The organism is Arcicella aquatica, from assembly GCF_034928825.1.
Classification (GTDB): Bacteria; Bacteroidota; Bacteroidia; order Cytophagales; family Spirosomataceae; genus Arcicella; species Arcicella aquatica.
In genome coordinates this window covers 17,830-36,064 of the sequence record NZ_JAYFUL010000023.1, presented here as the reverse complement: position 1 = coordinate 36,064, position 18,235 = coordinate 17,830, and the positions used below count along the sequence as shown (strand labels likewise).

Annotated in this window: 17 protein-coding genes and 3 tRNA genes; 8 read left to right on the top strand and 12 right to left on the bottom strand. The window is 34.6% G+C overall.

Annotated elements, in window-relative coordinates; all coding sequences use genetic code 11:
* Nucleotides 1-23: 23 nt before the first annotated feature.
* On the bottom strand, nt 24-302 hold the full coding sequence (locus tag VB264_RS14375) for a co-chaperone GroES (RefSeq protein WP_184135555.1): 279 nt from the start codon (nt 300-302) through the stop codon (nt 24-26).
* A gap of 517 nt (nt 303-819) precedes the next feature.
* Here VB264_RS14375 and VB264_RS14370 point away from each other — a divergent pair.
* A complete protein-coding gene (locus tag VB264_RS14370; RefSeq protein WP_309918865.1) occupies nt 820-1,533 on the top strand; it encodes a hypothetical protein in 714 nt (237 codons plus the stop codon).
* Nucleotides 1,534-1,582: 49 nt separating this feature from the next.
* Here VB264_RS14370 and secG read toward each other — a convergent pair whose 3' ends face one another.
* From secG to tamL, 8 genes are all read right to left on the bottom strand, one after another.
* The gene (gene secG, locus VB264_RS14365; RefSeq protein ID WP_323250464.1) at nt 1,583-1,924 is read right to left on the bottom strand and encodes a preprotein translocase subunit SecG; all 342 of its coding nucleotides are present in this window, start codon (nt 1,922-1,924) and stop codon (nt 1,583-1,585) included.
* A gap of 87 nt (nt 1,925-2,011) precedes the next feature.
* The gene (locus VB264_RS14360) at nt 2,012-2,719 is read right to left on the bottom strand and encodes a hypothetical protein (protein ID WP_309918871.1); all 708 of its coding nucleotides are present in this window, start codon (nt 2,717-2,719) and stop codon (nt 2,012-2,014) included.
* A gap of 340 nt (nt 2,720-3,059) precedes the next feature.
* Nucleotides 3,060-3,599: an LptE family protein gene (gene lptE / locus VB264_RS14355; protein WP_323250461.1), complete on the bottom strand. Its 540-nt coding sequence runs from the start codon at nt 3,597-3,599 to the stop codon at nt 3,060-3,062.
* Nucleotides 3,580-4,911 (bottom strand): sigma-54 interaction domain-containing protein, encoded by a 1,332-nt coding sequence (locus VB264_RS14350; RefSeq protein WP_323250460.1) that lies wholly within the window; start codon nt 4,909-4,911, stop codon nt 3,580-3,582. The genes lptE and VB264_RS14350 overlap by 20 nt, the downstream gene beginning before the upstream one ends.
* Nucleotides 4,911-5,315, bottom strand: coding sequence for a hypothetical protein (locus VB264_RS14345; RefSeq protein WP_323250458.1), 405 nt, complete (start codon nt 5,313-5,315; stop codon nt 4,911-4,913). Before VB264_RS14345 ends, VB264_RS14350 begins: the two co-directional genes overlap by 1 nt.
* A gap of 5 nt (nt 5,316-5,320) precedes the next feature.
* The gene (locus VB264_RS14340; protein WP_323250456.1) at nt 5,321-5,905 is read right to left on the bottom strand and encodes a hypothetical protein; all 585 of its coding nucleotides are present in this window, start codon (nt 5,903-5,905) and stop codon (nt 5,321-5,323) included.
* A gap of 41 nt (nt 5,906-5,946) precedes the next feature.
* The gene (gene miaB / locus VB264_RS14335; RefSeq protein WP_323250454.1) at nt 5,947-7,362 is read right to left on the bottom strand and encodes a tRNA (N6-isopentenyl adenosine(37)-C2)-methylthiotransferase MiaB; all 1,416 of its coding nucleotides are present in this window, start codon (nt 7,360-7,362) and stop codon (nt 5,947-5,949) included.
* Nucleotides 7,363-7,506: 144 nt separating this feature from the next.
* On the bottom strand, nt 7,507-9,972 hold the full coding sequence (gene tamL, locus VB264_RS14330; protein WP_323250452.1) for a translocation and assembly module lipoprotein TamL: 2,466 nt from the start codon (nt 9,970-9,972) through the stop codon (nt 7,507-7,509).
* A 50-nt stretch (nt 9,973-10,022) separates the two neighbouring features.
* On the opposite strand from tamL, the gene VB264_RS14325 reads away from it, so the two are divergent.
* The 3 genes from VB264_RS14325 to VB264_RS14315 all read left to right on the top strand — a co-directional run bounded on the left by VB264_RS14325 (nt 10,023) and on the right by VB264_RS14315 (nt 12,376).
* Complete coding sequence (locus tag VB264_RS14325; RefSeq protein WP_323250450.1) at nt 10,023-10,760, top strand: TrmH family RNA methyltransferase; 738 nt, start codon at nt 10,023-10,025, stop codon at nt 10,758-10,760.
* Nucleotides 10,761-10,930: 170 nt separating this feature from the next.
* Entirely contained in the window at nt 10,931-11,536 is a 606-nt protein-coding gene (locus VB264_RS14320; RefSeq protein WP_323250447.1) for a GDSL-type esterase/lipase family protein, read from the top strand.
* A gap of 111 nt (nt 11,537-11,647) precedes the next feature.
* Nucleotides 11,648-12,376: an esterase family protein gene (locus VB264_RS14315; protein ID WP_309918894.1), complete on the top strand. Its 729-nt coding sequence runs from the start codon at nt 11,648-11,650 to the stop codon at nt 12,374-12,376.
* 246 nt (nt 12,377-12,622) lie between these two features.
* Here VB264_RS14315 and VB264_RS14310 read toward each other — a convergent pair whose 3' ends face one another.
* The 3 genes from VB264_RS14310 to VB264_RS14300 all read right to left on the bottom strand — a co-directional run bounded on the left by VB264_RS14310 (nt 12,623) and on the right by VB264_RS14300 (nt 15,700).
* Nucleotides 12,623-13,402, bottom strand: coding sequence for a queuosine precursor transporter (locus VB264_RS14310; RefSeq protein ID WP_323250445.1), 780 nt, complete (start codon nt 13,400-13,402; stop codon nt 12,623-12,625).
* 134 nt (nt 13,403-13,536) lie between these two features.
* Nucleotides 13,537-14,751 (bottom strand): pyridoxal phosphate-dependent aminotransferase, encoded by a 1,215-nt coding sequence (locus tag VB264_RS14305; protein ID WP_323250443.1) that lies wholly within the window; start codon nt 14,749-14,751, stop codon nt 13,537-13,539.
* A gap of 193 nt (nt 14,752-14,944) precedes the next feature.
* A complete protein-coding gene (locus VB264_RS14300) occupies nt 14,945-15,700 on the bottom strand; it encodes a putative periplasmic lipoprotein (RefSeq protein ID WP_323250441.1) in 756 nt (251 codons plus the stop codon).
* A 314-nt stretch (nt 15,701-16,014) separates the two neighbouring features.
* On the opposite strand from VB264_RS14300, the gene VB264_RS14295 reads away from it, so the two are divergent.
* From VB264_RS14295 to VB264_RS14280, 4 genes are all read left to right on the top strand, one after another.
* Nucleotides 16,015-16,102 (top strand) — tRNA-Ser (locus VB264_RS14295).
* Between the two features lie 35 nt (nt 16,103-16,137).
* Nucleotides 16,138-16,211: transfer RNA gene (locus tag VB264_RS14290), tRNA-Pro, on the top strand.
* 95 nt (nt 16,212-16,306) lie between these two features.
* Nucleotides 16,307-16,380: transfer RNA gene (locus VB264_RS14285), tRNA-Arg, on the top strand.
* A gap of 87 nt (nt 16,381-16,467) precedes the next feature.
* Nucleotides 16,468-18,210, top strand: coding sequence for a hypothetical protein (locus tag VB264_RS14280; protein WP_323250439.1), 1,743 nt, complete (start codon nt 16,468-16,470; stop codon nt 18,208-18,210).
* The last annotated feature ends 25 nt before the right edge of the window (nt 18,211-18,235 follow it).

The window sequence follows — 18,235 nt, the reverse complement described above, 5'->3', positions numbered from 1 at the left end:
ATCACTATTTATCAATCACTTTCTTACAAAATTGCGAAAATATCGCTTTCACGCATGATAAGGTAATCTTTACCTTCTACTGCAATTTCAGTTCCTGAGTATTTACCGTACAAAACAGTGTCGCCAACTGCAACTGTCAATGGCTCATCTTTTTTACCAGAACCTACTGCTACAACAATTCCTCTTTGTGGTTTTTCTTTAGCAGTGTCAGGAATGATAATTCCAAATGATGTTTTTTCTTCTGCGGCTGCTGGTTCTACCAGAACTCTGTCAGCCAAAGGCTTGATACTAACTGTTGACATTGTTTTTTTGATAAGTTATTTTTTGTATTTGATTTTTTAGGTAATTGTTGAAGTTAGATTTGATTTTCTGAGTACGTTAATGAACTCTTAATCAAACCAATTCGAGCTTCAACTTCTCAAATTTAATCATATTTTGTGCCATTGTCTGAAAAACGGTAAAATTGTCAGGTTTTGAGACTAAATAAGAATTTTTAGGATAGACGCATTACTATTTGACAGACTTTAAAATATTTTTCAGAAATCTTGGCATTTTCATGAAAACTATTAACTTTAAGTATTGAAGCTGTTTAAACTTTCCCTTTCGGATTAAACTAAGTCTTTTAGAATAGCTTGTTCCAAAATTTACTCAACGTAGCGATGCTATGCTTTGCAAATTTTGAAAAAATCAATTCAAAAATACAATACTTTCACCTCAGAAACGGAAAGTTTAAACAGCTTCATTCTAATAAAGTGCCGTCTGTATTTACTTTTTTAGAATATTGCTTAATTAATAATCCTTCACTAAATGATGTCGCCTATGAAAAGCTTAGAGAAAGATTGGCTAACCACTGGACTCATTGATTTTGAGTACAAAAAGTATGTTTTACTGGCATATTTGCAACAGGTTAAAAGTAATTTTAAAAGTAAGAAGTTATACCCTGACTTACGAGACTTACAGTATCATTACGATTATTCTATGTATTTCAAGGATGGTATCACTCAGATGAGCATTCAGTTCCCAAAGAGAATCAAGGGCGTTAATCCTGAAAATTTAAATTTGGAATATGAGTCATCTCACCAACCAGAGAGTGAGTATCTGTCCGAGATACAATCTATCATGGAATATGCCTTACCTCGCTTTAAAAATGCGTTAAGCGAAGGTGAAAAAATTGTAGAGGAAGTACAGAAGGATATTCAGATTGCTCCGATTGGAATATTGCCACTTTACAAAAATGATGGCTATTTGTTATTGCATGAGCCATGTATCAATGAAACACGGGTGTATCAATACAACCTAACCATTTTTGAAAACAAACACGAGCGTTTGAGAGGACTAAAAACTTTTTATGTAGAGACCATCAAAAAAAGTACGCTAAGTACTTTCGAGAACATCAAGCTAGATTTAGTGAAACGGTACAAACACCTTCCTAATCCTGCTACGTATTTAGTAGAATCAAAATATGTACTACCGCTGGAAGAAACCTTTTTGCCAATTGCTAAGAAGAAAGTAGTAGAAGTGGTTACGAACTAAAAAGGGGAAATTCAGCTGAATTTCCCCTTTTTAGTTCGTAACTATAATATTATTTTTTTGAAGTATCAGTTGGGTTTGTTCCTAATGCAGGTGCTGCTGCTGGAATACCTGCTTTTTTAGAAGCCGCTTCAGTGTTTACTGATTTATAAGCTTCAGTACTTTCTGTAGGAGTGATGAATTTTGTAGCTAAAACCAATAGTGCAATAGAAATGGCACCTCCCCAAGTAATTTGTTCCAAAAGGTCTCCTGTACGTTGAACACCAAACATCTGGCTTGCACCAGCAGTTCCGAATTCTCCAGATAAACCACCACCTTTAGGGTTTTGAACTAATACTACAAATACTAATAACACTGCAATGATGCAAATAACTACGATAATTGCTCCGAACATCTTTTATTTAATTTGAAAATTTGAAATTCTAAATATTGTTTTTATGCTTTTAAACGAGATTACAAGGCTTAAATGATTCCTGTAAATTTAAAATTCTGATAGCTCCTGAATTTTGGATGCAAAGTACGCCTTTTTTTCTGGGAATTTCAAAATTAATTTCTCATAAACTCCTATTGCTTTTTCTTTTCTACCTTGCATCGTCAGAATTTTTGCATAGCTCTCTGTAATTATGCCTTTATCTAGCTTTACACTATTCGATGATAAATCTTCTTGTTTACCCATTGCTTCTAATTGACTTTTACTTGATCTTATCAGCCCCGGGTCTTTCAATAAGAAGCTATCAATAATGCTGTTTTGTAATTGTTGTTTCTGGGCAATTTCATTTAGCAATATGTCTTCAGCAACGGTCGAATAGCTCAAAAATTCTTTGTCTGAAAGCACTTCTTGCTGATACTCTTGTTGTTTGCGTTTTTCCTCGTCTTCTTTTGCTTCAATAATATTTTCCAGTTTGCGGATATAATCTGAATCAAATTTAGTAATAGTAGGTACATTTGAATGGTTCACAAAAGTACCATTCATAATACGACGTAGGGCATTTCTGCTAATAGTATAAGCAGCAGCTTTTCTCAGTTTCGCTTGTTTCTCAACATCATTGTCGTCATAAGCTTTGGCTAATAATGTATAGGCAAGCTGGCAATAAGGATAATTCTTAATGGTTTCTTCAAGTCCATTAATTTCAAGTGCTGAAACCTCAGACGGATTGGCAACAAGATATGTAAAGGTTTCTTTGGTCATTTTTCTTTTTTAAGACTTTAGGGTTTTTAGACTTTAGGACTTTGGACTGTAGGACTTTAAGATTTTAGACGCTAGATGTTGTTAGACTTAAAGACACTATATTTTAGGACTTTAGGATTATTGGAATTTTGACTATAGGACTTTAAGTTTATATCAAGACTGGCTTATTATGACCCTACAATCAAAGAGTCAAAAAAAGCCTACAGTCGATAAATCTTATACCTAAAGCCTTTAAGTCTAACATCTAGCGTCTGAAGTCAAGTATCTAGCGTCTTAGAGTATAGCGTCTTTAAGTCCTACAGTCCAACAATCTTAAAGTCCTATAGTCCAAAGCCTAAACCTACCATTCCCCTGCGGTCTTATTAAAAATATCTAGTACAATCTGGTCAAGAATCTTTGGGATTAAAGTTCCCTGAACAGCCGTAATTGTTTGCGTTTGCGGAAAGTCTTGATAAAACGAAAACTCTTGGTCATAGTTTTTGTTTTCATCCTTTGCATTAGTAAACTTCACTTGAATTCTAATAGTCAATCTGTTTAATCCTCCTTTATCATTGGCAGTAGGTGCTTGTGCTTCTACTTCAAAGCCTGTGATAGCTCCTTCAAACATCAAGTCAGGATTAGCATTTGTCATTTTCAAAGAAGTATTTCGTTGAAAATACTCTTTGATTTTTTCGTTGAAAGTCAAACTCAAATTGGCAGGACCACCAGCCGTTTGAAAGGCAAAGTTTTGAATTTGAATCGTTTTTAAAGTAGCGTCAATACTGTTACCTTTAAAAGAATAACAACCACTCAGTAACACAATGTTTAATGATAAAAGTGCTACGATACTGATTTTCGAGAAGGCCTTTGAAAAATATAGTTTACTCTTCTTCGATGTCATATTGTTTGATTTTTCGGTACAATGTTCTTTCTGAAATTCCCAAATCTTGTGCGGCATATTTACGCTTGTTTTTATTTTTCTGTAAAGCCTTGATAATCATGTCTTTTTCTTGTTTTTCTAGGGAAAAAGATACCTCCTCGGCTTCATGGGTAACGTCTATGAACGCATTTTTATTCTCAGGATTGTTATTTCCTAAGTTAATAATTGTTAATTCGTTATCGGGCTGATTGTTCGAAAAATTATTGACCGATGGTAATGTTCTAGGCGTTGCAAAATCGGGCTGATAAGGGAAAGAACGCTCTTTGTCGATATTCTGAAAAAGGCTTTCATTTTGTTTTAGTATATCAGGACTCACTTCACCATTTTGAAGCACCTCTAAAAACATCTTTTTTAATTCAGTAACATCCTTACGCATATCAAAGAGAATCTTATACAACAACTCTCTTTCTGTGAAATTATCATTTTGTTGGGCTTCAAAATCTCGTCTAACCAAACCATTATTCCCCATCATCTTGCCGTTGTTCATCTGAAGATAATGCGATAACTTTTCACCATCCACCGTTCTATCATCTGTTTCAAGAATTGATATTTGTTCGGCAAGGTTTTTAAGTTGTCTGATATTCCCCGGGAAACGCTGAGTTAACAAAATTTGTTGCGCATCAGAGGTAAGTTGAATCGGTTTGATTCTATATTTTTCCGCAAAATCGCTACTGAATTTTCTGAACAACAATTCAATATCCATTCCTCTATCACGCAAGGGTGGTACAAAAATCGGAACAGTATTCAAACGATAGTACAAGTCTTCTCTGAATTTTCCACGCTCAACGGCAGTCATCAAATTAATGTTGGTAGCAGCTACTACACGTACATTCGTTTTCTGGACTTTAGATGAACCTACTCTGATAAACTCCCCGTTTTCAAGTACCCTTAGCAAGCGTGCTTGTGTCCCCAAGGGCATTTCAGCGATTTCATCCAAGAAAATAGTACCGCCATCAGTTACTTCAAAATATCCTTTTCGGGCATCTATAGCTCCAGTAAACGCTCCTTTTTCATGACCAAAAAGCTCTGAATCGATGGTGCCTTCTGGAATAGCCCCACAGTTTAAGGCGATAAATTGTCCATGTTTACGGGCAGATAAATTATGAATTATCTTAGAAAATGATTCCTTCCCAGAACCGCTCTCACCTGTAATCAGCACTGTCATATCGGTTGGTGCCACCTGCGACGCCACCTCTATAGCATGATTTAAAGCAGGCGAATTGCCGATAATACCAAATCGGGCTTTTATGGATTGTAGTTCGGATTGTATCATTACTTAGAATTAGAGAAAGTGTCTAATTCATTTAATATTTTTTTAAGAGAATCGTTGATTGGCTTTTGAACATTTGTTTCTGCTAAAAAGTAAAGTTCATAGAGTAACTTGTCCAATTTTTCTAGTGTCGATAAGTCTTTATCTTTTCCGAATGACGAAGGGAGCGTTTGTTCCACACGTTCAATTTCATCTCCAATTTCATTGAGAATTTTAAATGAATAAAATGGCTTATCACGAGAAGTTAAGTAAGTGTTTTTTTCAATTATAAATGCTCCGCTATTCATTTTTAACAAAAATTGATTAGTGCGGCTGGTAGCTTCCCATTTTACTTCACTTCTATCTGTTTTTGATATTAATTTGTTAATTAATTCAATGATATTATATAAGTCTATTGTAGCGTTCATAATCTTTATTGTTTTAATTTCTCATGTTTTGTTTTTTGTTCAAATTCAATAATCAACTCCAATAGTAATTCTAAATCTTGGTTTATAGCTTGCGTATCTATTTGTATATCAGACACCGTTTTACTGACAACATCAGAAATATTATTGATGTGTGTAGTTAAGCTTATCAACTTAGAATTGATTTTAGGCATAGAGATATTTTTTTTGAACCTTTCAGTAAGCTTAAAACTGATTAAATATTTCTTCAAATCCTTCATTCTCACAAGGGCTAAATCAAGCTTGTCTTCCCTTAGATATCTTTGAATTTCCTCTATTAAGTGTGATACATGAACTGAATCAGCTAATAATAAAACAAAGTTGATAGATTCTTTAGTTTCTGTAATGACCTCTTTGTTAGCTTCTGAAATGCTTTTTATCTCTTTTACTTGAATGTAAGTTATTGCTAACCCTACTAAAGAAGCTAGTGTTCCGGTAATGGAAAGAATATTAATTAGAGTTCTGTCACTTTTACCTAATAAACTAATAAAGCTTACAGCTCCAACTATTGCTAGAATACAGATTGAAAGACTTATTTTGTTTAATTTACTCATTGATATAGATTTTAGGTGTTTCTCTGTATAGCTTTTACTTTTTACACTACATCTCCAAACAAAGTAGCCGACGAACAAGAAGTGATTTTTACATGGACATAATCACCTTTTTTGTGATTGCCTTTTGGTAAAATCACCATTTTATTTTGGTCGTTGCGTCCCTGTAAGAAATCTTCTGAACGTTTCGAATCACCTTCAATCAATACTTTTTGAATAGTACCTACCGACATCTGGTTGCGTTCAAGTGAAATCTGACGTTGAAGAGCGATGATTTCAGCCAGACGTCTTTGTTTTACATCTTCTGAAATATCATCTACTAATTTTTTAGCAGCAGGCGTACCCGGACGCTCTGAATAAGAAAACATATAGCCGTAGTCATAACGAACGTATTCTATCAACGAAAGCGTTTCTTGGTGTTCCTCCTCTGTTTCCGAACAGAATCCTGCGATGATATCTTGTGAAATACCACATTCTTCTCCAAGTATTTCACGAATTTTGTCTACACGATTGATATACCAAGCACGGTCGTAGGTACGATTCATCAATTTCAATATTCTACTGCTGCCGCTTTGTGCTGGCAAGTGAATATAATTACAAACGTTTTCGTGTTTTTTGATGGTATAAAGTACTTCGTCGGTAATATCTTTTGGGTGTGAAGTCGAGAAACGAACTCTTAGCAATGGATTGATTAAGGCGACTCTTTCTAATAATTGAGCGAAGTTTACTGTTTCAGTGCCGTCTGCCGAAGCCCATTTGTATGAATCTACATTTTGTCCCAATAATGTTACTTCTTTATAACCATTGTCTAGCAAATCTTGACATTCTTTCAAGATAGAATACACATCACGTGAACGCTCGCGACCACGCGTAAAGGGTACCACACAGAAAGAACACATATTATCGCAACCACGCATGATAGAGACAAAGGCTGTTACTCCGTTTGAGTTCAAACGAACAGGCGATATATCAGCATAAGTTTCTTCTTTTGATAAGAAAACATTGATGGCTTTGTTGCCTTCTTCCACTTCTTCAAATAAATTGGGCAAATCACGATAAGAATCTGGACCAGCTACGATATCAACTATTTTTTCTTCTTCCAAAAACTTCGTTTTGAGGCGTTCAGCCATACAACCCAATACACCTACTACTAGGTTAGGGCGTTTTCTTTTGATGTGCGTAAAATTCTTTAAACGATTTCTTACTTTTTGCTCAGCATTTTCACGAATAGCACAAGTATTTACCAGAATTACATCCGCTTCTTCAAACTGAGAGGTAGTTGCATAACCATTTTCTTGTAGAATTGACGTTACAATTTCGCTATCTGAGAAATTCATTTGGCAACCGTAACTTTCAATATAAAGTTTTTTTTTGTTTTGTTTTCCTATTTCATCAATGGTAGTGCGTGGAAGATCTAGGGTTTCTTTATCTTCTTCAGTAAGTATTTCTAAATTTCTCATATCTTTTTGTTCACAAGCTTTGCTAAAAATGATTGAGCAAACGTGAATATTATTTTTGGACTAATGGAATCACAATCTGTGATGAAGGGCAAAATTACGAAGAAATATTGTTATGTCTGACAGAATGTCAGTAAATTGTTGTAATTAAAAAGGATAACCAATTCCAAAGTTTAAAACCAACGGATTTCGATACGTTGAAGGCAATTTTTCGCTTGGTTTAAACAAAACCCAACGATTGTTTTCTGGTAAAGATGGATCCAGCATTCTTACCGCCCAGTCTAGGCGTAATACAAAAAATGATAAATCCACACGGATACCAAAACCTGTACCTACTGCAATTTCTTTGTAAAATCTATTAAACTGAAAATCACTTCCTGAAACCCCTTCGGTATTTTGCCCTTTAAAGCGCCAAACGTTACCCGCATCCACAAAAAAAGCTCCATTGATATTGTAATCGCCATAAAATCTTAAAATTTTAAAGCGATATTCAGCACTGGCTTCTAACAAAATACTGCCAGGCTGATCAAAATTCCCCTGTGCCGACCCTGGCCCTAAACCTCTAGGTTTCCAAGCACGCAAGCTGTTTGGTCCACCCACAAAAAAGTTTTTTTCATAAGGAAGTCCCCTTTCAGTACCATAAGCATAGGCTAGCCCCGTGTTGATTTTATAAACGAAAATAGCGTTTCCTGTAGGATTAAGGGTGAAGTATTTACGATAATCGACGTTGATTTTCAAGAACCTGTAAAACTGCAAACTATCTCCAAAAATATCAGAAACAAAACCTATTTTGCCCTTTGGGAAAAAATTAAGTGTAGTTCCACCAGACTCTAACAATAGTCTTAGGTAATTACCTTTGGTAATTTGGCCATAAGGATTATCGGTATAAGTATAAGAAGCACTGATACTCGATACAAAAGATTTGTTAAAGCTTCGTCCTAAATTGTTTCCTGCATATCGTTGAAGGCTATCCAAAAAGTTTTTAAAATCCCGAGCCTGCTGATTATTCGGATACGAAGTAGAGAGTAAGTTTAAGTCAATCAGCGAAACCTGCCAAAACTTATTAGGCGAAGGTCGCCATAAATACGTTTCGTTGATTTTGAAATTTAGTCGGTTGTATTCTTGCCTTCCTACAAACTCTACACCACCCCCTAAACGAGTTTGTGGCGTATAGTCATTCAAACGTTGAGCTATAAAATTAGGGGCTAAAATTTTAGGAATAATAATGGATGAGTTAAACCCTAATTCCAGATTTCTACTTACAATATCAGGACGAATAAAACCAGCTTGCGCCTCAAATCCGAAACGAAAGTTGGTTTCTAATGAACTCGCACTTCCTCTAAGATTCCTTAGTTTGAATGATGTATTAAAGAATGGGCCTAACACCAGCTTATAGATACTTCCGCCCGTTTCTGCCGTAAACTGGTATTTATCCAATGGTTTGGCATAAATGGTGGCGTCCAATACGCCTTTTGTTGTATCAAAGTTTACTCTGGTAAACTGAAATTGGTCGAGTCCATATAATTTCTTCTGAGTCAATAATACCTTTTGAAGACTGTAGTGTTCATTCGGGCGAATGTCTATTTTGGTATCTAAAAGTTTTTCAGAGAATCTTTTATTTACAAACAGATACTTGATATTATTAAAAACGACGGTATCGACTTTTGAATTGGGAATATTCGGAGACGTACCATCTGAAATAAAAGTAACTTTATTTAAGAGATAAGATTTATTATAATTCAGATTTTGAGGAGGTCGGTCAGGATTTGGAATAAACGTAATAGCCGCTATTCCTTTGGTAATGGCCGTATCCAAATCATTGATTCTAATGCTTATATTATCTTTTGTGAAATGGTAATATCCATTATTTTTTAACAATTCCTCTATTCTGGCTTTTTCAGCGTTATAGGTTTCTACTTCAAGGCGATTCCCATTTTTCAACAGACTTTGTTTTTGATTTTCCTTCAAAATAGCATAAATCGCTTTGTCGGGTGTAATCAACGAATCTGTTTTATAAAAAGGATAATAGTTTCCTTCGTTTACCAGATAAGTAACCGCAATACTTCTTTTCTTAAAAAAAAGACTATCAGCCTTATAACTCACCGAATAGTTGAAAAAACCGTGGTTTTTGTAATAAGTTTTTACTTTTTCTACATTTTTTTTGGCGTCTTCTTCATAAAAATAAGAAGGAGGCTCGCCAAAAGTACGCATACCCCAGTTTCCTTCGTTGATTTTTTTAGTTAGTTTTTGTGCTTTACTTTCCTTCTTTTTTGATAATTGCAAAAACTCTACAGAATTATTATCTATCTTATTTGCCTCACGGTCGAATTCCTCGTTTAACTTTGTCAGTTCGTTTTGCCATTTTATCTTCTGTTTAGGGTAATTTTGAGCAAAAAGTTGATGAAAATACAGACCAAGGGTAAGGGGAGTTTTAAGGATTCTTTTGTTAGGTCTTTGTGGGAGTAAAGCTTCTAGTTTTTCGGTAGTAACAATTTTGTTTCCTTTAAAAGTCTGTGAATACAACAAAGGTTCGGTAAAAGTACCTTTGGGTGAACATCCTGATAAATAGATGATTAACGAAAATAATGAGATATGGAAAAGCGTTTTTTTCAAGGATAATAACGATAAATAGATTTTATAAATAATCAATAATTTTTAGACTGATGCTATCAAAAAATCAAATTAAATACATTAATTCTCTGCAACAAAAAAAGTTTAGACAAGAGCATCAATCTTTTATTGTAGAAGGAGCAAAAAGCGTACTCGAACTTATTCAATCTGATTTTGAAGTAGAATCACTTTTTGTTACCGATGATTTCTACAAAGAAAACGAAAGCCTTTTAGAGAAACAACCACTTCGGGCAGAAATTGTTAGTCAGGCCGAATTAGAGCGAGTAGGTTCGTTCAGCTCCAACAATGCCGCCTTGGCTACTGTCAAAACGAAGGGGAATCAAGAATTATTTGCCCAAGCAAATGAATATGTATTAATCTTGGATGATATCCGAGACCCCGGTAATCTCGGAACGATTGTCCGTGTGGCTGATTGGTATGGTATCACAAAGATTGTTTGCTCTAAAGAAACGGTTGATTTTTATGGTCCTAAGGTAATATCCTCAACGATGGGTTCATTTACAAGAGTAGGTATTTATTATACCGATTTGGTAAGTTATCTGAGTAATACCTCCCTGAAGGTATATGGTACTTTTTTGAATTCGGCTAACGTTCATACAATACAATTTGCGGAGGCTGGTTATATTATTATTGGCAACGAAGCTAATGGTATTTCGGCTGAAGTAGAACGCTTGGTAACTGATAAAATCACCATTCCACGCTTTGGGGGAGCGGAGTCTTTGAATGCAGGAATAGCAACCGCCGTTATTTGTGATAATCTTAGACGATAGAAATATTAAAATCAGAGGTTTTTTTATGAATTTATGTAGTTTAATCGGTTGATTTTCAATATTTTATTTAAATTTAAAGGATGATAGAATAGGTAACGATTTATTAATTATTTACTAACCACGAAAAAAATCATTTTTGTTTTTTTTGCATTTATATAAACTTTAAGGCTATGTTTTGGTACGAAGACGAAGTAAAAAGATTAGAGCAGGAGCGTTCGAAATTACCATATCAACCTAAAACGGCTTTTTATGGAAGCTCAACGATTACGCTATGGGAAAGTTTATATGAAGATTTCAAAGATTTTTCTCCTGTTAATTTAGGTTTCGGGGGGTCAACATTGGCTGCATGTGCTTGGTATTTTGAGAGAATCTTTGCTGAATTTAATGAAATTAATTCTGTTATTATTTATGCTGGTGATAATGATTTAAGTAATAATCGCCATCCTGAAGAAATATATCTTTTTCTTTTTCAATTATTTGATGTCATTCAAAAACGTTATGGAACGATTGATTGCACGTATGTATCGATTAAGCCTAGCCCACAACGTTGGTATTTGAATGATCAGGTAAAATATACCAATATGATTATTGAGAAAGAAATCAAAAAACGAGGAGACCAGCTTTACTACATAGATATTTACGACCAATATTTGGATGATGATCATCGCCCTGATTCAAAATTCTTTCAGTCAGATGGATTACATTTCAATAAGATGGGGCATGATATCCTCAGAGATAAGCTAGTTGAACATCTTTCAGCGCTTGTTTTACAATAAGAAAATAATGAATTCTGACCATCACATCATTTATTCCTTATGACTATCAATATATTATCATATAATCCTTCTGAATCAAATATAATTTCTAAACCTAAATTTTAGAAAATAATGAAAAGACAATATCATAAATGGTTTAGTAATTATTTACAAAAAGATATGGAAATGCTAGTCTTTGGTCATGCAGGGGCAAGGGTTTTGTTTTTTCCAACACGGGGTGCTCGTTTTTATGATTATGAAGATTGGCGTGTGATTGATGCTATTAAGGATAAAATTGAAGCAGGTTATTTACAAATCTTTTGTGTAGATAGTGTAGATGCTGAAAGTCTTTATAGTTCAGAAAGTTCGCCGAGTTATCGTATTCAAAGGCACATGCAATACGAAGACTACATCATTAAGGAAGTATTACCTTTTACACGGGAACTCAATCCAGACATGACCATGATTTCGGCAGGCTGTAGTTTAGGGGCTTATCATGCCATGAATGTGGCGACAAAATACCCTCAGTTTTTTACAAGGGTTGTTGGAATGAGTGGCCGTTTTGACCTTACATGGCAGGTGGGAGTTTTCAAAGATTTATTTGATGGCTATCACGACGAAAATATTTACTACAACAATCCTGTTCAATTTATTCCGAATCTGAATGATGAAAAAATACTCACTGAATTGAGACGAATGGAGTTTATTTTAGCCATTGGTCAAGATGATGCCTTTCTTGAAAACAACAAATACTTCAGCGATATTTTGTGGAGAAAAGGAATTGTGAACAAATTGTATATATGGGATGAGGAAGCACATAAAGCAAAATATTGGAGAAAAATGGTGCAGCTTTATTTATAGATGTAAGACTTGAAGACATAAGACTTTAGGTATTAGACGCTAGATGCTAGACTTTAGGATTATGGACTTTAAGACTTGAAGATGTTGGCATTCAACTAAAAGATATAGAACTATAAATATTAGATGTTAATTTATTAAATATTGGACTAAAGGAGATTGCTATATCGCTTAAATATCATTTAGTCCTGTATTTATCCAATATCCTTTAGTCCTACAGTCTTCTAGTCCTAAAGTCTTCAAGTAAAGCTATTCCTGATGTGCTGCTTGGTCTTGTAATCTATCCGTTAAATCATCTCCCAAGTATTTATCAATTAAAGTATGCGCTAGATAAATCAATGGGGTTAATAAAATAGCCACAATGAATTTATACAAATAGGTATTTAAAGAAGTAGAAAGCCATTGTTCTATAGTCCAGTTCCCAAACAATACAAAAGCGATACCGATTACTACAAAACTATCAATCAATTGAGATACCAGCGTTGAGCCTGTAGCACGGAGCCAGATTTTTTTGCCATCCGTTACTTTTCTAATCGCATGGAAAATATAAGCATCTAACAATTGACTAATCAAAAATGCCGTCAGCGAGCCAGTAATAATTCCTAGCCCTTGTCTGAAAATTTTCCCAAAGGCATAATCAATATTAAAATTATCGTTGCCTTTATTGACATCAAGCCAAAAAGGAGCAGGAGAGAGCAGCGTAGCTCCATAAATGATAATGAAACTATAGGCTATAAAACCAGCAGCCAGATATGATACACGCTTTACGCCTCTTTTCCCGAAATATTCATTGATAATATCAGAAGTAATAAAAACAAAAGGCCAGTTTAATGCGCCCGCTGTTTGATTAATATCCCATGTGCCCAAAAAGGTTTGTAAATGAAGTGGTTGAAAACCAAAAGTAGCTTCTACTGAAAATATTTTTACCCCTATAATTTCTGCTACGATAGCATTGGTCAAGAAGATACCAAAAAGGAAAATAAATAGTTTGTTTCTCTTAGAGCTAAGGACGGGTGTTTTAGAGTTCATTTTGATACGAATGAATATTTTTTTTAATATTGAAAGCCTTTAATGCAAAAAGAGGCTAGATGTTTGAAGCACCTAACCTCTTTACGAAGATAACAAATTATGTCAAAAATTGTTGGGAATCTACTTCTACATCATTACTTTTTACGGTGATTTTCAAAATGAAGTGCAATTTTGTTCATCGCTATTTCAAGTTGTTCCAAATGAGGTAAAAAGACAATGCGGAAATGGTCAGGTTCTTTAAAGTTAAAACCACGTCCACCTACTACCAAAATGCGTTGGTCTTCTAACAAACTCAATACGAAATCGCCATCATTTTTGAAATCGAATTGTTTCAAATCTATTTTAGGAAACAAATACATGGCTCCCTTCGGACGCACACAACTAATGCCTGGAATGGATACTAGTTTTTCATGTGCCAAATTCATTTGCTTGTATAACCTCCCTGTAGGAATCACCAAATCATTAATAGATTGATAGCCTCCTAAAGCAGTTTGAATACCATATTGCGTAATCACATTGGCACACAAACGCATAGAAGCCAAGAAGGTAAGCCCTTCCACATACGATTTTGCCTTATGTTTTGCCCCTGTCAGAATCATCCAACCTCCACGGAAACCCGCAGCACGGTAATTTTTAGACATTCCGCCCATTGTTACAATCAAAGTATCTTCAGACATCCCCGCAGTAGAATGATGGATAGTGCCATCAAAAAGGATTTTGTCGTAAATCTCATCAGCAAAAACAATAAGTTTATGTTTTTCTGCCAATCGAACAATTCCTTCGACAATTTCTTTGTCATAAACAGCTCCAGTCGGATTGTTCGGATTAATCAAAACAATTCCACGAGTCTTTTTAGTGATTTTGGATTCAATATCTTTTAAATCAGGATTCCAGTCTGACGCTTCATCACAAACATAATGCACAGGAGTACCCCCAGCAAGCCCTACAGAGGTTGTCCAAAGAGGATAATCAGGTGACGGTATCAATATTTCATCATTCGGATTCAACAGGGCAGTCATCACTAAACTAATCAGCTCGCTTACACCATTACCAATATATACATCTTCGATTTCAATACCTTTTACACCACGACTTTGATAATATTGCATAACGGCCTTTCTGGCGGCGAAAAGTCCTCGAGAATCGGCATAGCCTTGTGCGTTGCGAATATTCATGATAATGTCATGAATAATTTCCTCAGGGGTTTCAAAACCAAATGCCGCCGGATTGCCAATATTCAACGAAGTGATTTTATAGCCTTCACGTTGTAGTTGAAGAGCTTTTTCGTAAACTGGCCCACGAATATCGTAGCGTAGCGAATCAAGGCGACTACTTTTTAAGATTTCCATGCAATATTATTGTTTCATTGTTGATTGAAAACCATTCAATTAATTATTAAGGTTACAATTGTCTGGTTTCCAATTTTAAGTTTGCAAAGGTGATAAAAAATAAGCAAATACACTTACTTGAAAATCAAAAAAGGTTTATTGAAAGCTAAGTTGTTTCAATAAACCTTTATGAAAAGATGTTTTTTGTATTATTTTACCGTTTTTCAAACCATTGTTCAAACAAAAAGCTAAGGTTAGTTTTGTCAGAGGTATAATTGAGCTGAACAAATTTTGCTTGTGAGTTTGCTTCCAGAAATACTCCTCCTCTGATAGAAGTATGCGGTGCCAACGTAGTAGCTTTAAAGTTTTCGTTTATCCACGTATGCTGTTCATTACTCAGTTTGTCCATTCGTGAATAATAATGCTCGTGGTCTGCGATACGTTTAATTTGTGCTACCTGAACCATCGTTTCACCAATATTAGCAGATCGCCAAGCTCTTTCAGGAGTTTTATTAGAAGAACTTGCTATCATTGCTATAATTCCCCCAATAAATAAAACGGTATTGACTGTTTTAGCCCTTTTGATTTTTGTTTCCTCATAATTCATTTCCGCACGCACTTTCCCAAGTTCTTCTTCTGGTTCTACGGCTTGGTAGCTATAAGTATACTGTCCGTCGGTTGAAACAAGTTGTTGTTTATTTATATCAAGAGGCAGCGCAGTAAAGTCTTTTGGTGAAATTGTCAGGGGCTCGTCTGTATTATTAAATAGTTCGACATCAAAAACCATGTATTTCTGATAGCGGCCGTCATAAGAGGCTACTATTTTTACGCCATTATTTTCTTGTTTGACGATTTCTTTGCCTCCGTCAACAATACTTTCTTGTTCGATAGGACGCATTTTCATGATATTTACTGATGAACATGAAGTAAATAAACAGGCAGATAGTAGTATGATGAGGTATTTGTTCATTTTTAAAGCAAAATTTTAAATGTTATTTACAGAACATTGACAGACAAAATAAAGTTTTCCCCTATTGCCAAAGATGAGTTTTTATAGAAATGTTGTAGAGAGAGTAAGAAAATGAAAAAAATATTAAAATTTTTTAGACTTATAAGGGTGTAAATAACCTTCTGATTCTCAATTCTGTACCAGAAAGTTAGCATAAAAGGTTAAAATTATTTCAATTTTTTTTGCAAACAGGCTTGTTTTATTAAAAAAAATAGGCGTACCTTTGCATCACCTAAACACAACGACAGTATCACAAGCGATACAAAATGTGTTAAGGAGAGTTGCCTGAGAGGCCGAAAGGAGCCGTTTGCTAAACTGCCGTACCTCACAAGGGTACCGAGGGTTCGAATCCCTCACTCTCCGCTTAGAAATATTAATTTTAAGCAAGGGAATATTTTCGGGGTGTAGCGTAGCCCGGTATCGCGCTTGGTTTGGGACCAAGAGGTCGTAGGTTCGAATCCTGCCACCCCGACTTTTAAATGTGTTAGTTTGAAGATTTGAAAATTTGAAAATTACATTTCCTTGATTTTCAACTTTAAATAATCTCAGATTAACACATTTTTTTTCGGTTCCATAGCTCAGCTGGATAGAGCAACTGCCTTCTAAGCAGTAGGTCTCAGGTTCGAATCCTGATGGAATCACTTAATTACAAAAAAAAACCGCTTAGATTCGCTTTCTAAGCGGTTTTTTTTTGTTAAGAAATACTTTCGATAACGCAAATTAGTCCTATGATTCTTTATAAAAACCTACTGATTGTCGCTACAGTAATTTTGCTGTTATTTTCAATATTAAGTATTTATTACGGAATCATTTCTCCTCCGCCATTAGTCACTTATACTACCGACGAAAATTTCATTAGTGAATCAGGCGTTTTTCTTTGGTACGGTTGCACTCCCCGAACGTTAGAATGGGCAGGTATACCGAGTATCTTTATTGCCTACTTCTTATTTATTTTTCAGTGTATCATACACATTATTACCCATTTTTCAGAGATACATCAGCTTACCGATATTTTAAAAGTATTTGATGATAATGCGTACTACTATTTGAATCATCGTGAAGAATTTATCCTTTGGGAGCGTGCCGCACAAATAGTAATAGTAGGCATTATCTTTTTTAAGACTGTTCGCTTCATTATTAAGGCATCACATTTTTTATTAACCAAAGAAACCAAAATTGTCATCGTATTTTTATGCATCTGCATAGAAACAATCTGGGTTTCAATGGCTGTTATTCGCCCAGAGGCTATTTCAGGGAGCTTGTTTATTTACTTAATACTGAGAATTTTATTTACAGAAAAAATTACACCTCAAATTGCTACGACCATATTTATACTTTTTATTGCCACTGTGGCTCAGCGATTGATTTTTTTATTCATGACTCCGTTTATCATCGGAAGTTTAATCGTTCATTTACGTGCACAGAAAATCTCTTTTAGAACCTACCGCAACTATTTTTTAGTAATATTATTTGCTGTATTTACTTTAATACCCTTTATCATTACAGATACATTTGTAATATTGAAGTCATTTTTTGGGGTAATTTTCATCAAAATGCACCAAAGCCCGATGCAAACGTATTTTAATTATTCATTTATTATGGACTTTTTGTCAAGTCCTGTAAATGTGTTTTTTACTATCTGCACTATTATCGGAACATGGTTTTTATTAAAGGTTTATCCTTCTAAAATAATTATTCTTTTATACGTTGGTAATTTATTGTTGTTCCTATTCACCTCTTTAAAATCAGCACAACTATATTATTCTCATCTTTTCCCTGCCACCATGATGTCTGTAATTTTAATAGGCTTTGGTTTTATAGGTATTATTCACAAGCAAAAAGAAGCTATCAAAAACAAATTAGTGCTTATCTTTTGTATGTTATTAGTAATAAATTCAAGCTATGGCGTATATTACAATAACAAAAAGATGAATGCAGAAGAAAAAAACCTTTCTGATGCCATCAGTTGGGTAAAATCTTTAGATAACAACGAGACAATTGCGTTAGAATTAGATTTTGATGGATTTATTCCAAAAAATTTAGCCTGTTTAGAAAGAGAGAAAAAAGCGAATATTAGCGAAGCCTATAAAATTGATAAACTTAGCAAACTGTTGAAAGTATCTATTACTGATTCTTTGCAAAGAGTACAAGCCATGCCAGTTATAGCTCAGGCTTTTGCGAGCGAAGATGAAAAGTTGATGGATGTAGAATATCAAGTATTGTTGAAAAACATTCAATCTGATACTTCAAAGCGTTTTAATACATACTATTTTTTCGATACAAGCAGTATGATGAGCCACTGTATGCTCCGTGAAAAAGCATATCAGCAATTTGAACAAAACCAGTACCATTATATCATCACCACCAAAAAGTTGAATCAATACCAACCCATTAAAGCATTTGAAAAAGATGGAGGTGCAAAATATTGGGTGTATGAAAATAAAGGTTTTAAGAAAGTACTAGCTGAGTAACAGCTTAGATTTATTATTTTTGTAA

What these genes read in the sequence shown, in the direction of transcription:
- VB264_RS14300 (WP_323250441.1), bottom strand. Translation starts at nt 15,700, where the DNA reads ATGAACAAATACCTCATCATACTACTATCTGCCTGTTTATTTACTTCA.
- miaB (WP_323250454.1), bottom strand. Translation starts at nt 7,362, where the DNA reads ATGAGAAATTTAGAAATACTTACTGAAGAAGATAAAGAAACCCTAGAT.
- VB264_RS14345 (WP_323250458.1), bottom strand. Translation starts at nt 5,315, where the DNA reads ATGAACGCTACAATAGACTTATATAATATCATTGAATTAATTAACAAA.
- VB264_RS14340 (WP_323250456.1), bottom strand. Translation starts at nt 5,905, where the DNA reads ATGAGTAAATTAAACAAAATAAGTCTTTCAATCTGTATTCTAGCAATA.
- VB264_RS14320 (WP_323250447.1), top strand. Translation starts at nt 10,931, where the DNA reads ATGTTTTGGTACGAAGACGAAGTAAAAAGATTAGAGCAGGAGCGTTCG.
- VB264_RS14360 (WP_309918871.1), bottom strand. Translation starts at nt 2,719, where the DNA reads ATGACCAAAGAAACCTTTACATATCTTGTTGCCAATCCGTCTGAGGTT.
- VB264_RS14370 (WP_309918865.1), top strand. Translation starts at nt 820, where the DNA reads ATGAAAAGCTTAGAGAAAGATTGGCTAACCACTGGACTCATTGATTTT.
- VB264_RS14305 (WP_323250443.1), bottom strand. Translation starts at nt 14,751, where the DNA reads ATGGAAATCTTAAAAAGTAGTCGCCTTGATTCGCTACGCTACGATATT.
- VB264_RS14310 (WP_323250445.1), bottom strand. Translation starts at nt 13,402, where the DNA reads ATGAACTCTAAAACACCCGTCCTTAGCTCTAAGAGAAACAAACTATTT.
- secG (WP_323250464.1), bottom strand. Translation starts at nt 1,924, where the DNA reads ATGTTCGGAGCAATTATCGTAGTTATTTGCATCATTGCAGTGTTATTA.
- VB264_RS14350 (WP_323250460.1), bottom strand. Translation starts at nt 4,911, where the DNA reads ATGATACAATCCGAACTACAATCCATAAAAGCCCGATTTGGTATTATC.
- lptE (WP_323250461.1), bottom strand. Translation starts at nt 3,599, where the DNA reads ATGACATCGAAGAAGAGTAAACTATATTTTTCAAAGGCCTTCTCGAAA.
- VB264_RS14375 (WP_184135555.1), bottom strand. Translation starts at nt 302, where the DNA reads ATGTCAACAGTTAGTATCAAGCCTTTGGCTGACAGAGTTCTGGTAGAA.
- VB264_RS14280 (WP_323250439.1), top strand. Translation starts at nt 16,468, where the DNA reads ATGATTCTTTATAAAAACCTACTGATTGTCGCTACAGTAATTTTGCTG.
- VB264_RS14315 (WP_309918894.1), top strand. Translation starts at nt 11,648, where the DNA reads ATGAAAAGACAATATCATAAATGGTTTAGTAATTATTTACAAAAAGAT.
- VB264_RS14325 (WP_323250450.1), top strand. Translation starts at nt 10,023, where the DNA reads ATGCTATCAAAAAATCAAATTAAATACATTAATTCTCTGCAACAAAAA.